Raw genomic sequence first — 14,066 nt, forward strand, 5'->3', positions numbered from 1 at the left:
TCACGGCAGAGCCGCGAGGTACGGCGCGTGGCTGTTCTGGAACTCCCAGTTGTAGTAGCGGTCCCAGTTGATCGACCACGTCATCAGCCCGCGGAACGCCGGGGAGGATCCGCCCCGGAGGGTGTACCCGCCGCAGCTCTGGCCCTTCACCAGACAGTCGAGCGCTTGATGAACGGCTGCGGGGGCGGTGTAGCCGTTCCCGGCGCTGACAGCGGCCGGCAGGCCGAAGGCGATCTGGTCCTGCCGGAGTCCGGGGAAGGTGTGGCCGGTGTTCGCGACCGGGAAGCCGGCCTTGATCATGTCGGTCATCGCGATGTGGAAGTCGGCCCCGCCCATGTTGTGGTATTGGTTGTCTAGACCCATCACGGGTCCCGAGTTGTAGTCCTGGACGTGCAGCACGGTGAGCGCGTCCCGCAGCGCGTGGATGACCGGCAGGTAGGACCCGGTGCGGTTGTCGCCACCGCCCGCGCCGCCGTAGAACTGGTAGCCGACCTGCACGAAGAACGTCTCCGGCGCCATCGTCAGCACGAACTTCGCGCCGTACTTCGCCTTGAGCGTCTTCAGCGCCGAGATCAGGTTCACGATCACCGGCGTGGTCGGGTTGCGGAAGTCGGTGTCACCCGCGTTGAGGTAGAGCGAGTGCCCCTCGAAGTCGATGTCGACACCGTCCAGACCCCAGCGGTCGATGATCGCGCTGACCGAGTTGACGAACGCATCGCGCGCCGCGGTACTCGTCAACTGGACCTGCCCGTTGGCGCCGCCGATCGAGATCAGCACCTTCTTGCCTTGGGCCTGCTTGGCCTTGATCGCCGCGAGGAAGTCCGCGTCGCTTTCCACATTTGGGCACTCGGCGGCCGGGCAGCGGTTGAACCGGATATCACCCGACGTCGCGGTGGTCGACTCCCCGAAGGACAGGTTGATGATGTTCCAGGCCGCCGGGATGTCGGCCACTCTGATGTAGCCGGAGCCGTTGGCGAAGCTCGCATGCAGGTAGCCGATCAACGCGTGCTTCGGCAGCCCGGTATTCGTGCACCCAGTCGTCGTGCCCGATGTAGCCGCGCTCTTGGCCGACTCCCCGTTGCTGTTGTACGCCGCGACCGAGTAGCTGTGACTAGTACAAGCTGGGAGTCCGTCGATGCTCGTGGAGGTCCCCGTGACCGTCTTGACCACGGTCGCTCCCTCGTAGACGCGGTACCCGGTGACTGTGCCAGTGGATGTCCCCCACGCCAGGGAGATCGCGCTGTTCGTAGTACCGGTGACTGAGGGCGCTCCAGGCACTCCCGGTACTCCGGCCGGCGGTTGCCCACCCGGCCCATCCAAGCTCACATCATCAGCCAGATAAGCCGGCTGCCCGTACCACCCATGCAGGTAGATCTGCGCCGAGGTCTGACTGGCCCCAGTGGTAAAGGCCACCGTCAACTGGCTGTAGTTGGCAGCCGACGGCGTCCACGTCGACGCCCCGCCGGTCACCCCCAGATACACATAAGACCCCCGCACCCACGCCGACAACGTGTACTGCGTCCCCGGCTGCACCGCCACCGTCTGACTGCACTGCCCAGTATCCGACGCAGTCACCCCACCACTGAGCGCATAACTCCCCGTCCGAACCGGACTCCCCACCACCGCCCCAGCCGAACACGTCCACCCACTCAACGACCCAGCCTCAAACCCCGGATTGGTCAGCAGATTGGCCGCCTGCGCCGGCTGAGCCACCCCAACCAGCCCAGCGACAACCAACAACAGCCCCAGCAGAGCGGCGTAGCACCGAGAACGCATGAGCGAACCTCCAACGGCGAGCGTCCATTAAGTAGAGACCCTCCCAAACCCCCGGTCAATGCATCCCCCTGTCGGATCCCCGCCCCTGTCCGAAACCCGACCGCGACTGCGGCCCCGTCAACCAAAACGGCGAGCACTTTGGGGGCTGCACCCTGGCGCAGGCCGGAGGTGGTCACCTCACCGTGCTGGACGTCGACAAGTTCAAGCCGCGCCCGCACCCCAGACCGGCCGACGGACCCGACCGCGGACAAGGGTGTCTGGAACACGATGTCACCAACTCGGCTACCGCCGGCAGGACGCTCGATCACAACGAACCGTTCGCCTGACAACGACTCAAACCCAATGCCGGCAAGGTCGTGCGGAAGAAAGTCAACCCCACTACGCTCGACACCGCCGACGCGACCAGACTCACCCCGAAATCCTTCACGCTGCGCGTCAGTCCGCTTCCGTTCTTGAGTTGCGCGAAAGTGACCAGGTCCCACTGCTTCGTTCACGCCAATTCAGCAATTGGGTCTTCTCGAGATTCTTACGTGCACCCACACCGCGGCAAATATGAGCCGAGGCCCAGCACAGTCACCCGACGGTGAAGGCGGGTAGCTACAGTTCCGTAGCTCTCCGCCGGAGGGAATCCGCTCCAGACGGCGGTCACCTGCAGGGAATGGGTGCCGCCGGCCAGCCCGGACGCAGTGAATGGCGACGCGCAGGTGCCGTAGTACTCACCGTCCAGATAGCACTGCACCACCCCGCCCGATCGAAGCGAAGACGTGTCGAACGGGATGGAAACGGAGGCACCCAAGGTGGTTGGCGTCGGCGCGATGACAATACTGTGGCCTTGCCAGACGATATCGCCGAAATGCCGGCTCGACGGAAGGTAGGCGGAATTCCACGTCACATCGCTTCCGTTGCCGGTCGCGGCCCGGGCATCCACAACTTCGACCCACTCCCGGCCGGCATCCTGCATCACCACCGCGAGCCTGTTTCCTGCGGTGTCCCATGAGATGGCCGAGGCCGTCCCCCAAGGAACGCCGGTCAGCATGGGCGTGCCGCCATCGATCGGCAGGAAGCCGATTTGCTGTTCGTTCGACGCCGAGATGAAGGCGATCCAGTCGCCGTACGGAGACAGCGCCGGCATGGTCATACCCTCGGAGCCCGGAAGTATCCCGATCCGTGATCCCTGCGCGCGCGCTTCGATCCGGACGAGAGGATTTCCGGTCAGGCTCGTGTCCTGCACGATCAGCGTATTGCTGTCTGTGTGCCACATCGGTGCGTCCACGTCGCAGCCGACTCTGATGACTCCATTGAATGGGCGGAAGGATCCGGCGCGCCCCGAGCAACACCGGCGAAGTCAGACGATTCATATCGTTCCAAGGCAGGCTGTAGCAACTTGACTACAGTTTGTTGCAGCTTCTTGCAGCGGTGCTGGAGGTGGGTGGCAGGTTTTCGCCAGCGGCTAGTTGGAGCCAAAACGGTGAACTGGGGGTGTCTTGTTTGGGACGCTCGTCGGCGTCCGGGCTCGGGGGCGGGCGACCGGGGCGACAGCCGCGGTCAGGACATGAGGGACGCACATCCGCCCGTCCCTCCAGCACTGGAGGAATCGCGTGAACCATCTGTCCTTGCGTCGACGGACCGCGTTGATCGCGGCCGCCGTCCTGAGCGCGGCCGCTTTCGCGGCGCCCGCTGTCAATGCGGCGCAGACCGCCCCGCCACCTGGATCACCGCCGCCGGACAATCTCGGCGGCTCGCTGGGACTGCCGAAGTTCGCGCCCGGCAAGTACGTCGTGACGCTGGCCGACAAGCCGGTCGCCACCTACCGGGGCGGCGTGGCCGGGCTGAAGGCCACCAAGCCGGCGAAGGGCCGCAAGGTCGACACCGCCAGTCCCGACTCGAAGCGCTACAGCGCCTTCCTCAACGGCCGGCACAACCAGGTTGCGGCGAAGGTCGGAGCCAAGGCCTCGCGGCACTACTCCACGGCGGTCAACGCGTTTGCGGCAGACCTGACCAGCACCCAGGTCAGTGCGCTCAGCAAGACGCCGGGCGTCGTCGCGGTCACTCCTGACCAACTACACAAGGCACTGGACGACAAGAAGCCCGCGGACTTCCTCAAGCTGTCCGGGAGCGCCGGGGTCTGGCAGGCGCTCGGTGGAAACGCCGAAGCCGGCAAGGGCGTCGTTGTCGGCGTTGTTGACACAGGCATCTGGCCGGAGAGCGCCTCACTGTCCGGACCGAAGCTGGGCACGACCCCTCCGACCGCTGCGGACCCGTACCGGCCGTACCGCTCCGGCGACTCCATCGTCATGCACAAGGCCGACGGCAACGACTTCACCGGCTCCTGCGAGGTCGGCGAGGACTTCACCGCTGACCTGTGCAACACCAAGCTCATCAGCGCCAAGTACTTCGGCGATGCCTGGCTCGGCGCCACCCCGCCCGACGCACGAGCCGACTGGGCCTCCGCGCGTGACGGTGGTGGGCACGGCACCCACACTGCTACCACTGCGGCCGGCCGCCCCGGAGTGGACGTCGCCGAGAGCGGCATCAACTTCGGCACCGTCTCCGGCATCGCCCCCGCGGCCAAGATCGCGGTCTACAAGGCGTTGTGGACCGGCAAGGACGGCGTCGGCTCGGGCGGCTACACGTCCGACATCCTCGCCGCGGTCGACCAGGCCGTCGCGGACGGCGTCGACGTCATCAACTACTCCGTCGGCTCCATCTTCGAGTCCGCGCACACGGACCCGGTCCAGCTCGCATTCCTGTCCGCGGCGTCCGCGGGCATCTTCGTCTCGGCCGCAGGCGGCAACTCGGGCCCGTACGAGTCCACGCTCGACAACACGTCCCCCTGGGTGACCACCGTGGGCGCGAGCACAGTAGCGCCGTACGACGCCACTGTGGTCCTCGGCAACGGGGAGAAGTTTGCCGGGCTCAGCACCAGCATCGCCAGCTCCGTCGGGCCCAAGTCGCTCGTCACCGGCGCCGCTGCACGGACTGCCACCGCCACGGAGTACGACGGCTCGCAGTGCCTGCCCAACACGCTCGACTCGACTCAGGTGTCCGGCAAGATCGTCGTCTGTGACCGTGGCGCCGGCGCGCGGGTGGACAAGTCCGCCGAGGTCAAGCGCGCAGGTGGCATCGGCATGGTCCTGCTCAACCTGTTCGACCAGGACATGGTCGCCGACTCCCACGCCGTACCGACCGTGCACCTGAATACTCCTGTCTCCCTGACGGTCAAGGCCTACGCCGGTACTGCGGGCGCTACCGCGCAACTGGTCCCGGGCAACCAGACCGGCAAGGCGACGCCGTACCCGCAGATGGCCGACTTCTCCTCGCGCGGCCCGTCCCTGTCCAACCACGGCAACCTGCTCAAGCCGGACATCGCGGCGCCGGGTGTGAACGTCCTGGCCGCGGTTGCTCCGCCCAGCAACGGTGGACACAGCTACGCCTTCTACTCGGGCACCTCGATGGCTGCGCCGCACATTGCCGGCCTGGCTGCTCTCTACCTCAGCAAGCACCCCGACTGGACCCCGATGATGGTCAAGTCCGCTCTCATGACGACCACTAGTGACGTGAAGACCGCTACTGGTGCCGTAGACAACGACCCGTTCGCTCGTGGCGCCGGTGAGGTCCAGCCGTCGCGCATGTTCAACCCGGGACTGGTCTACGACTCCGGTGACGCCGACTGGCTCGGCTACCTGGAGGGCAACGGCGTCAACACCGGTACTGGCGCTCCGGCGATCAACCCGAGCAACTACAACGCACCGTCGATCGCAGTCGGCCAACTCGTCGGTACTCAGACCATCACCCGCCGGGTGACGGCAGTGACCGCTGGTCTGTACCGCGCGACGGTCTCCGTGCCCGGCATGAAGGCTGTCGTCACCCCGTCGATCCTGAGCCTCCAGAAGGGCCAGACGAGGTCCTTCACCATCAAGCTCACCCAGGACACGGCACCGTCCAACCAGACCACCAGCGGCTGGCTGACCTGGGAGGGCGCCGGTACTTCGGTCCGCAGCCCGATCGTGGTCGTCCCGACCTCCGTCGTGGCTCCGACCAACGTCAGCGGCTCCGGTGCCTCCGGCTCGGTGTCCTACGAGGTCACGGCCGGCAAGGCCGGTGCTCCGATCCGGGGCTACGGCTTCGCTTCAGCGCCGCAGGTACCCGGTGAGGTCCCGGCGGGTGCTGCTGACGCAGACCTGCCCGCCTACCCGGTGACCGTGACGGCAGGCACCAAGGCCGTGCAGTGGAACATCAAGACAGTCGACCCGGCCGGGAGCATCTGGATGGTGCTCTACAAGGTGGTCGACGGCCGGATGCAAGTGCTGTCCTTCGAGGGCACCGGCGCAAACCAGGCGACCGCGACGCTGGCCGCGCCTACCCCTGGGGTCTGGGGCGTCCTGGCGATCACCCTGTCGAACCCGCCCGGCGCCGACACCACGAAGTACACGATGCAGACCAATGTGGTGACCGGTGGCAACGCGCTCAAGGTGACGCCGTCGGTGGCACCTGCCGCAGGCAAGCCCTTCGAGGTCACCGCCTCGTGGTCCGGGCTGCCGACCGACCGGCGCTCCACCGGCTTCGTCGAGTTCCCGAACCGGGCCGGAACGGTAGTAACGGTCAACTAGTAAGCAGTATCTAGCAAGCAGCACCCAGTATTAGATCCAGCGGCGGCGGGCAGCCTGTACGCCCGCCTGGAACCGGGTCTGCGCGCCGAGTGATTCCATCAGCGCGCGGACCCGGCGCTGGGTCGTCCGGGGACTGATCCGCAGGTGGCGGCTGATCTTGTCGTCGGTCGCTCCTCCGGCCAGCAGCAGAAGGATGTCGCGGTCGGCCGGCCGCAGCCCCGAGAAGTCGCCGTTGAACGGCAGGGCCGGCATCGGGATGGCCAGTGCCCACAACATCTCGAAGGTGGCGATCAGGCCGTCCAGCAGACCGGACGACCGGATCAGCAGGTGGTAGTCGCCGACAGCGCGTTTGGTCAGCCCGATCAAGGCGGTGTCGTCGTCACCGACCGCCATCTTCATCGGCACCTGGGCGAGCACCCGGCTCACCTCCCCCGCCGACTGCAGCTGCGGCAGCACGCCCATGATGTCCTGGCTCTCGAACACCTCCGTGCCGTAGACCGCCCGGTAGGCGATGCCCGCCTGCAACCTATCCAACTCCAACTGCTGCTGAGTCGACGGCGGTGTCACGTACGGAGGCCGATCAAGCACCCGTACTTCGCGCTGCGCGTCCTCCTGCAGCCGCTCATACGCCCGGAGCAGGGTCGGCCCGTCCTCGATCAGCTCGACCTGATCGCCGGCGAGCTGCGGCTTCCCCCGGGTCCCCCGCAACTCGTCGGCGACGCTGCGCAACCGATTCAGCTGCGCATCGAGCTCATCCAGCGGATCGACACTGGGCCTCTCGTCTTCCTCTGGCACTGCGACCTCTTTGCGCTCTGTACACCGGTGGAGATCAGATTAGACCGCGCTCCCGCCCGTCGACACCGTTGTCCACCCGGGCGGCCGGCGCCGCCGCACCCTCAGGGCCCGCAGCTCAGGCAGGGCCACACCTGCCCGCACTGGACACACCTTCCATCCATCCCCGCTGCCGGCAGCCGCAAACTACCGACCGCAGGCAGGTCCGGAGGGCGTGCGCCCGGGCTCCGCGGGGCCGACGTGGGCGGGACTCGTGAGCGCGGGGCTGGGGTGGACGTGACCGGCGTGCGCAGGGCCGGGTTGGCGGTGGAGGGTGGACGCTGGGTGCCCGGGACGGTGACGAGCCAGCGGAGCTCGGTGGTGCCGTTGGCGCCGTGGACGGCGAGCACCGCGTCGATGCCGCCCTCCCAGGCCGACGTCGCCGGCCACTGTCCTCGCCAGCGCAGGGCCACTGTCCCGTCAGACCACTCGACGCCCTCGGCCAGCGGGTCGGCGACGGCCGAGGCCTGCCGGATCAGGTGGAAGAGTCTTGGTTCTCGGTGCGAGGGGTTCATGGGTCAAGGCTTGGTGGTGAGGGGGTGTGGTCACCAGGTGTGAGCTGTGGGCTGTTCGGACAGCCCACAGCCGGCACAACCCCTTGTGGGCTTGGCTTTCTGGCTTGTGCTGGGTGACGGACGTCGCTGCCTCGTGTTCTGTCGGTAGGCCCTTGTAGCGTTCCCGATACGCACCGCAACCACCAGGCGTGACCAGTGGGCCGGCCAGCCCGGCCCGCAGCTCGAGCAGGGGGAGGATCCTGTGGCTGAGTCGGCTGAGGCAGCGTTCGGCGTGCAGTTGAGGCGGTCCCGGCAGGCGGCCGCCCTGAGCTTGCGGCAGCTTGCCGCCCGAGTTGGCTACGACCACAGCTACCTGTCGCAGGTAGAGCGCGGACAGCGTCCAGGCTCCGTTCATCTCGCGCAACTGTGTGATCGCGCGCTGGGAACCGGCCCGGCCTTGACGACCGCCTATGAGCAGCCGGCTGAGGCGGTTGCCAGGGCGGAGGTTCAGCGGCCGGGGCAGCGCAGGCGCGCCGAACAGCCCGAGCACGAACTGGCTGAGGCAGTCCCGAGTGCGCTGGCTGTGGCGCCGGGCGGGGGCGATCTGCTGGAGTCGGTTCGGCTCGGGCTGGCGGACTCGTACGGGCCAGGGCGTGAGGGCGACGAGTGGCGAGCAGTGACGGCGACCTATGGCCGCGAGTTCGCCACAACCACTCTGGCCGACCTGCTGCCTGACCTCACGGCAGACCTCCAACTGCTTCGTTCCAGCACTATGCCCGGGTCCACTGCCCTGACCGTTCCTGCGGCCGAGTTGGGTGTGTTGATCGCGCTGACGCTGACAGGGCTCGGCCGGATCCGCAGCGCCGGGAGGTGGTGGCGGACGGCCCGAGCAGCCGCCGACAGTTCGGGCGAGCGAGCGGTTGGCAGTCTGGTTCGCGGGTGGGAGGCGTGCAGCGGACTGGTGGAGCGGCGTTCACTCCCTGAGCTGCAGGTGCTGACCGCTGAGGCGTTGACTCTGACTGCCGATCCGGAGCAGACGGCACGCGCCCTTGCCGCCCGCGCTCAGGTGTTCGCTGCACTGGGCGATGCCGCTGAGGCTCAGCGAGCCATCCGGGATCTGCTTGCATTGACCGGCGAGCTGCCGGCGCAGGCGCCCTCGGTGTTCGCTTGCTCGCAGCAAGAGGTCTACGGCCGGGAAGGTGGCGTGTGGGCGACTCTCGGCGAGCCGGCCGCGGCTTACGAGGCGCTGGATCGGGCGCTGAGCACGTGCCCGCCGGAGCGGCTTCGGGAGCGGGCCGAGCTGGAGTTGCTGGTGGCCAGGTGCCTGGTGATCGAGGGAGAGGTCGCAGCCGGGCTGGCGGTGGCGATGCGGGTGCTGGTGGAGCTGCCCGACCAGTGGCACACCCATCCTCTGTACGACGCGGCCGGGCGCGTGCTGTCCGCAGTACGGGGTGAGGAGTCGGGGCGAGCTGCTGTGCGGGACTATCGCGAGTTGCTGCGGCGTAGGCCGTTCGACAACCGCACTGTGGGCAGTGGGTCGAGCTCCGGCTGGTTGCAGGGGTAGCGTGCCGAGAGTGACAACAGAGAGCCAGGCAGCGACAGTGGCAGGTAGATGGGACTTCCAGGTCGAGTTGCGGAGCGACCCGGCGACGGTGGACGCGCGGACCGCAGTACTGGCGAAGCCGGGATTCGGGCAGTCGTTTACCGACCACATGGTGGTGGCGTCGTGGACGGCCGATCAGGGCTGGCATGACCAAAAGGTGACGCCGTACGCGCCGCTCAAGGTGAGCCCGGCCGCCGCGGTGCTGCACTACGCGCAGGAGATCTTTGAAGGACTGAAGGCCTACCGGCACGAGGATGGCTCGGTCTGGGCTTTCCGGCCCGAGGTCAACGCTGCCCGGTTCACCCGGAGCGCCCGGCGGCTCGCTCTGCCGCAGGTGCCGGAGGAGGACTTCGTCGCGGCGCTGCGGGCGCTGGTGACGGTGGACGAGGTCTGGGTGCCGCCGGCAGGGAGCGGCGAGACCAGCCTCTACCTCCGGCCATACATGATCGCCACCGAGGCGGCGCTGAGCGTGCGGCCGGCCAACGAGGTGCTGTTCGGCGTCATCGCCTCACCTGCAGGGGCGTACTTCGAGACTGGGCCCAAGCCGGTCTCCATCTGGCTGTCGACCACCTCGATCCGCGCTACTCCGGGCGGGACGGGTGCGGCCAAGTGCGGTGGCAACTACGCCGCCAGCCTGTCCGCGCTGGCCGAGGCGATCGCCAACGGCTGCGATCAGGTCGCCTACCTCGACGCGGTCGAGCGCCGCTGGATCGAGGAGAGCGGCAGCATGAACCTCTTCTTCGTGTACTCCGACGGCCGCATCGTCACGCCGGAACTGTCCGGTTCGATCCTCGAAGGTGTCACCCGTGACTCGGTGCTCGACCTCGCGGCCGACCTCGGCCACAAGGTCGAGGAGCGCCGCATCTCCGCCGACGAGTGGCGCGACGGCCTCCGCAGCGGCGAGATCACCGAAGCGTTCGCCTCCGGCACGGCCGCCGTCATCACCCCGATCGGCCGCCTCGCCTGGTCCGACGGCGACCTCACCATCGGCGATCACTCCGTCGACCACGGCGTAGGCCCGGTCACCGCCACCCTCCGCAAGTCCCTCCTCGACCTTCAATACGGCCGAGTCCCCGACCCGCACGGCTGGCTCACCCGGCTCGCCTGACAGCACCCCACCAGGCCGCCAACCCCGCGATACGCCGGCGGCTGGTGGTGCTGGTTGCTGCCGGATGTCCGTGTCGGCGGTTAGGTTGGCGGCATGGCGGAGTCCAAGGCGGCGAAGAAGAAGACCCCGGCGATCGAGTTGGAGGTCGGGGACCGGACCGTGCGGATCTCGAATCCGGATCGGGTCTACTTTCCGGCGCGGGGTGAGACCAAGCTCGACCTGGTGAAGTACTACCTGTCCGTCGAGGACGGGATCGTGCGTGCCTTGCGGGAGCGGCCGTGCATGATGCACCGGTTCCCCGAGGGGGTCGCGGGCGAGAAGGTGCATCAGAAGCGGCTCCCCCATGGCGCGCCGCCGTGGATGGAGACGGTGCGGGTGAAGTTCCCGCGCTACAACCGGACCGCCGACGAGTTGTGCGTCACCGAGATCGCGCATGTCGCCTGGGCCGTGCAGATGTCGACGGTCGAGTTCCACCCCTGGAACTCCCGCCGCGCCGACACCGAGAAACCCGACGAGTGGCGGATCGACCTGGACCCGATGCCGGACTGCCCGTTCGATCGCGTACGCCGGGTCGCGCACGTGGCGCACGAAGTACTCGATGATTTGGGCGCCACCGGCTATCCGAAGACCTCGGGTGGTTCCGGCATCCACATCTACGTGCGGATCAAGCCCGAGCACGGGTTCTCCGACGTACGGCGGGCCGCGCTGGCGTTCGCGCGCGAGGTGGAACGCCGAGCGCCGGACGACGTGACGACGACCTGGTGGCGCAAGGACCGCGACCCCAAACTCGTCTTCGTCGACTACAACCAGAACGCGAGAGACCACACCATCGCCAGCGCGTACTCCGTCCGCGGCAACCCCGAGGGCACGGTGTCCACCCCGATCCGGTGGGACGAGATCGACGACGTCGACCCGAAGGCGTTCACCATCGCCACGGTCCCGGCCCGGTTCGCCGAACTCGGTGACCTGCACGCGACGATCGACGACGACGCCTACTCCCTCGACACCCTGCTCGAATGGGCCGCCCGCGACGAAGCCGAAGGCGCCGAAGAACCCCCTCCGCCGGAGGACTAGCCACCGGTCTGATCTGCGGCGGGCGCGACACCACGGCAGTACTTGGTGAACGTCAGCGGCCCTTGGAACAGGACCCCCGCGGCTGAGCATCGCCAGCGAATGTTTCCAGTTGGATGCTCCGTCCGCCCTGAGATGTCACTCGCCTTGCGCAAACTTGGGCAGCGCTGTCCAGGCCTGACAAGATCTCGGGGTGCAGCCGAATCCGCAGACCAGTCTGACCCGCGACGAGGCGTACGCGCGAGCCGTCGGGCTTGCGACCACGAACCGCCGGGCGATCCTTGGGATCGTCGGGCCGCCCGGCGCCGGGAAGTCGACGTACGCCGAGGAGCTCACCGCGCGGCTGGTCGCGGATGGGCATCACGCCGTGCTGGTTCCGATGGACGGGTATCACCTCGCGCAGGCGGCGTTGGAGGAGCTGAACCTGGCGGCGGTGAAGGGAGCTCCGCAGACGTTCGACGGGTATGGGTTCGTCGCGCTGCTCAGGCGGTTGAAGGAATCGCCGGACGAGTCGATCTGGGCGCCGCGGTTCGATCGGAATCTGGAGGATTCGATCGCTGCCGGCATTCAGGTCCGGCCCGAGACGACGCTGGTGGTGACGGAAGGCAACTACCTGCTCTTCGATGAGTTGCCCTGGGCAACCGGCCGGAAGTTGCTCGACGAGTGCTGGTACCTCGAGCTGAACGAGGATGTCAGGCACGAGCGGCTGGAGGCGAGGCACCGGCGCTACGGAAGGTCAGACCAGGAGGCGCACGAGCGCACCTTCGGCAGCGACGAGGCGAACGCCAGGCTGATCGCCTCGACGAAACCGTCCGCCGACGCAGTTCTCTACTTGTCCTGACAGACCCGCTCGATGAACCGCTCGACACCGTCCAGATAGAGCTGCAGACCGAAGTCGAAGTCCGTGTCGTCGGAGTCGTCGAACGTCGTCGGCTCCTCGAACACGCCGGCCGCGAGCACCTGGGCGAGGGCGGGATACTCGCGCGGGTCGATCACCCGGGCCAGCGTCGCGCCGTACCGGCTGAAGGTGTCGGGGTGGTCGGCGTACGCGGCGGCCAGGTCGAGGCTGAGCCGCATCTGCCCCTGGATGTACGTCATCAGCCCCATCACCACGCCGACCTTGCTCTCCTCGCTCAGGCCGGTGCCGTCGAGCGCCCCGAGCGCCGCGTCGAACCAGGCCAGGTTGTTCGGGCCGGCCGGCGGTCCCGAGATCGCCAGCTTCGAGTACCAGCGGTGCTTGCGGACCGCGGTCATCACGCCGTCCGCCCAGAACACCAGCGCCGTCCGCCAGTCGACCCCGTCGGGCATCGGTCGCGGCCGCTCGAGCGCGGCGTCCTGCATCACCACGAGCAGGTCGTCCTTGCTCTTCACGTGCCGGTAGAGCGCCATTGTGGAGTTGCCGAGCCGCTCGGCCACCCGGGCCATCGACACGGCCGCCAGACCTTCGGCGTCGGCGATCTCGATCGCGGCCCGGACGATGTCCTCGACCGTCAGCGAAGGCTTCGGCCCGCGCTTGGAGACGGCCCGCAGTCCCCACATCAGTGCGACGTCGGCCGGCAGGTCAGGCTGCTCGCTCATCTCCACCCCCTCAGTCTAGAAACCAGTACTGCGTACCTGCTACGCTATTTAGCGTACCGAATACGCAGTAGAGGGGGTAAGGCATGATCATCGAGGCCACCGGCCTGCGAAAGTCCTTCGGGGCGACCGTGGTCCTGCAAGGGGTGGAACTGGGCGTGCCGGAGGGCTCCGTGCTCGCCTTGCTCGGGCCGAACGGCGCCGGCAAGACCACCATCGTCCGGATCCTGACGACTCTGACCCGACCGGACACCGGCCACGCGACGATCGCCGGGTACGACGTCGTCCGCGAGGCGACCAAGGTCCGCGGAGTGATCAGCCTGACCGGGCAGTACGCCGCGGTCGACGACAACCAGACCGGGTTGGAGAACCTGGTCATGGTCGGCCGGCTGATGCATCTCGGCCGGGCCACCGCCAGGCGGCGCGCGCACGAACTGCTCGAACAGTTCGACCTGACCGGCGCGATGAACCGCCGCGCCAAGACCTACTCCGGCGGCATGAGCCGCCGCCTGGACCTCGCGATGAGCCTGGTCGCGCGACCGCGGGTGATCTTCCTCGACGAACCGACCACCGGGCTCGACCCGGCCAGCCGGCTGACCATGTGGGACGCGATCGGCGACCTGGTCCGCGACGGCACGACGATCCTGCTCACCACCCAGTACCTCGAGGAGGCCGACCGCCTGGCCGACCGGATCGTGCTGCTCGACCAGGGCAGGATCACCGCGTCCGGCACCGCCGACGCCCTCAAGACCCAGGTCGGCGGCGAACGGATCGAGCTGTACTTCGCCGCCGAACCCGAGGCCCGCAAGGCGGCGGAACTCCTCGGCGGCCTGACCGACGGCCCGACCGTCAACCTGCCGTCCGACGGATCCGCCGAGCATCTGCACCGCGTGCTCGACCAACTGCGCGACCACGGGCTCCGCCCCGCGCGGGTGTCGTCGCACCGCCCGACGCTCGACGACGTCTTCCTGACCCTCACCGCCTAGGAGGCGACCGTG

General features: G+C 68.0%; 11 protein-coding genes. 6 read left to right on the forward strand and 5 right to left on the reverse strand.

The window, feature by feature from the left end:
• Entirely contained in the window at positions 1 to 1,776 is a 1,776-nt protein-coding gene (locus ABD255_RS31665) for a chitinase (protein ID WP_344220463.1), read from the reverse strand.
• Positions 1,777 to 2,302: 526 nt separating this feature from the next.
• Positions 2,303 to 3,049 carry a hypothetical protein gene (locus ABD255_RS31670; RefSeq protein WP_344220465.1) on the reverse strand — a complete coding sequence of 249 codons (747 nt, stop codon included), beginning with the start codon at positions 3,047 to 3,049 and terminating at the stop codon, positions 2,303 to 2,305.
• A gap of 325 nt (positions 3,050 to 3,374) precedes the next feature.
• On the opposite strand from ABD255_RS31670, the gene ABD255_RS31675 reads away from it, so the two are divergent.
• Complete coding sequence (locus ABD255_RS31675; RefSeq protein WP_344220466.1) at positions 3,375 to 6,386, forward strand: S8 family serine peptidase; 3,012 nt, start codon at positions 3,375 to 3,377, stop codon at positions 6,384 to 6,386.
• Positions 6,387 to 6,416: 30 nt separating this feature from the next.
• On the opposite strand, the gene ABD255_RS31680 is transcribed toward ABD255_RS31675, so the two are convergent.
• A complete protein-coding gene (locus ABD255_RS31680) occupies positions 6,417 to 7,181 on the reverse strand; it encodes a helix-turn-helix transcriptional regulator (RefSeq protein ID WP_344220467.1) in 765 nt (254 codons plus the stop codon).
• A 101-nt stretch (positions 7,182 to 7,282) separates the two neighbouring features.
• Positions 7,283 to 7,732 carry a hypothetical protein gene (locus tag ABD255_RS31685; RefSeq protein ID WP_344220468.1) on the reverse strand — a complete coding sequence of 150 codons (450 nt, stop codon included), beginning with the start codon at positions 7,730 to 7,732 and terminating at the stop codon, positions 7,283 to 7,285.
• Between the two features lie 241 nt (positions 7,733 to 7,973).
• Here ABD255_RS31685 and ABD255_RS31690 point away from each other — a divergent pair, with 241 nt between their 5' ends.
• The 4 genes from ABD255_RS31690 (at position 7,974) to ABD255_RS31705 (ending at position 12,334) form a co-directional block, all read left to right on the forward strand.
• Complete coding sequence (locus ABD255_RS31690; RefSeq protein WP_344220469.1) at positions 7,974 to 9,275, forward strand: helix-turn-helix domain-containing protein; 1,302 nt, start codon at positions 7,974 to 7,976, stop codon at positions 9,273 to 9,275.
• 1 nt (position 9,276) lies between these two features.
• On the forward strand, positions 9,277 to 10,422 hold the full coding sequence (locus ABD255_RS31695) for a branched-chain amino acid aminotransferase (RefSeq protein ID WP_344220470.1): 1,146 nt from the start codon (positions 9,277 to 9,279) through the stop codon (positions 10,420 to 10,422).
• Between the two features lie 93 nt (positions 10,423 to 10,515).
• Positions 10,516 to 11,496 carry a non-homologous end-joining DNA ligase gene (gene ligD / locus ABD255_RS31700; protein WP_344220471.1) on the forward strand — a complete coding sequence of 327 codons (981 nt, stop codon included), beginning with the start codon at positions 10,516 to 10,518 and terminating at the stop codon, positions 11,494 to 11,496.
• A gap of 190 nt (positions 11,497 to 11,686) precedes the next feature.
• On the forward strand, positions 11,687 to 12,334 hold the full coding sequence (locus tag ABD255_RS31705) for a nucleoside/nucleotide kinase family protein (RefSeq protein WP_344220472.1): 648 nt from the start codon (positions 11,687 to 11,689) through the stop codon (positions 12,332 to 12,334).
• On the opposite strand, the gene ABD255_RS31710 is transcribed toward ABD255_RS31705, so the two are convergent.
• Positions 12,322 to 13,071 (reverse strand): TetR/AcrR family transcriptional regulator, encoded by a 750-nt coding sequence (locus ABD255_RS31710; protein WP_344220473.1) that lies wholly within the window; start codon positions 13,069 to 13,071, stop codon positions 12,322 to 12,324. The two genes, ABD255_RS31705 and ABD255_RS31710, sit on opposite strands and share 13 nt — an antisense overlap.
• An 83-nt stretch (positions 13,072 to 13,154) precedes the next feature.
• On the opposite strand from ABD255_RS31710, the gene ABD255_RS31715 reads away from it, so the two are divergent.
• A complete protein-coding gene (locus ABD255_RS31715; RefSeq protein WP_344220474.1) occupies positions 13,155 to 14,054 on the forward strand; it encodes an ATP-binding cassette domain-containing protein in 900 nt (299 codons plus the stop codon).
• The last annotated feature ends 12 nt before the right edge of the window (positions 14,055 to 14,066 follow it).

Origin of the sequence: Kribbella sancticallisti, from assembly GCF_039530625.1 — a bacterium.
Classification (GTDB): domain Bacteria; phylum Actinomycetota; class Actinomycetes; order Propionibacteriales; family Kribbellaceae; genus Kribbella; species Kribbella sancticallisti.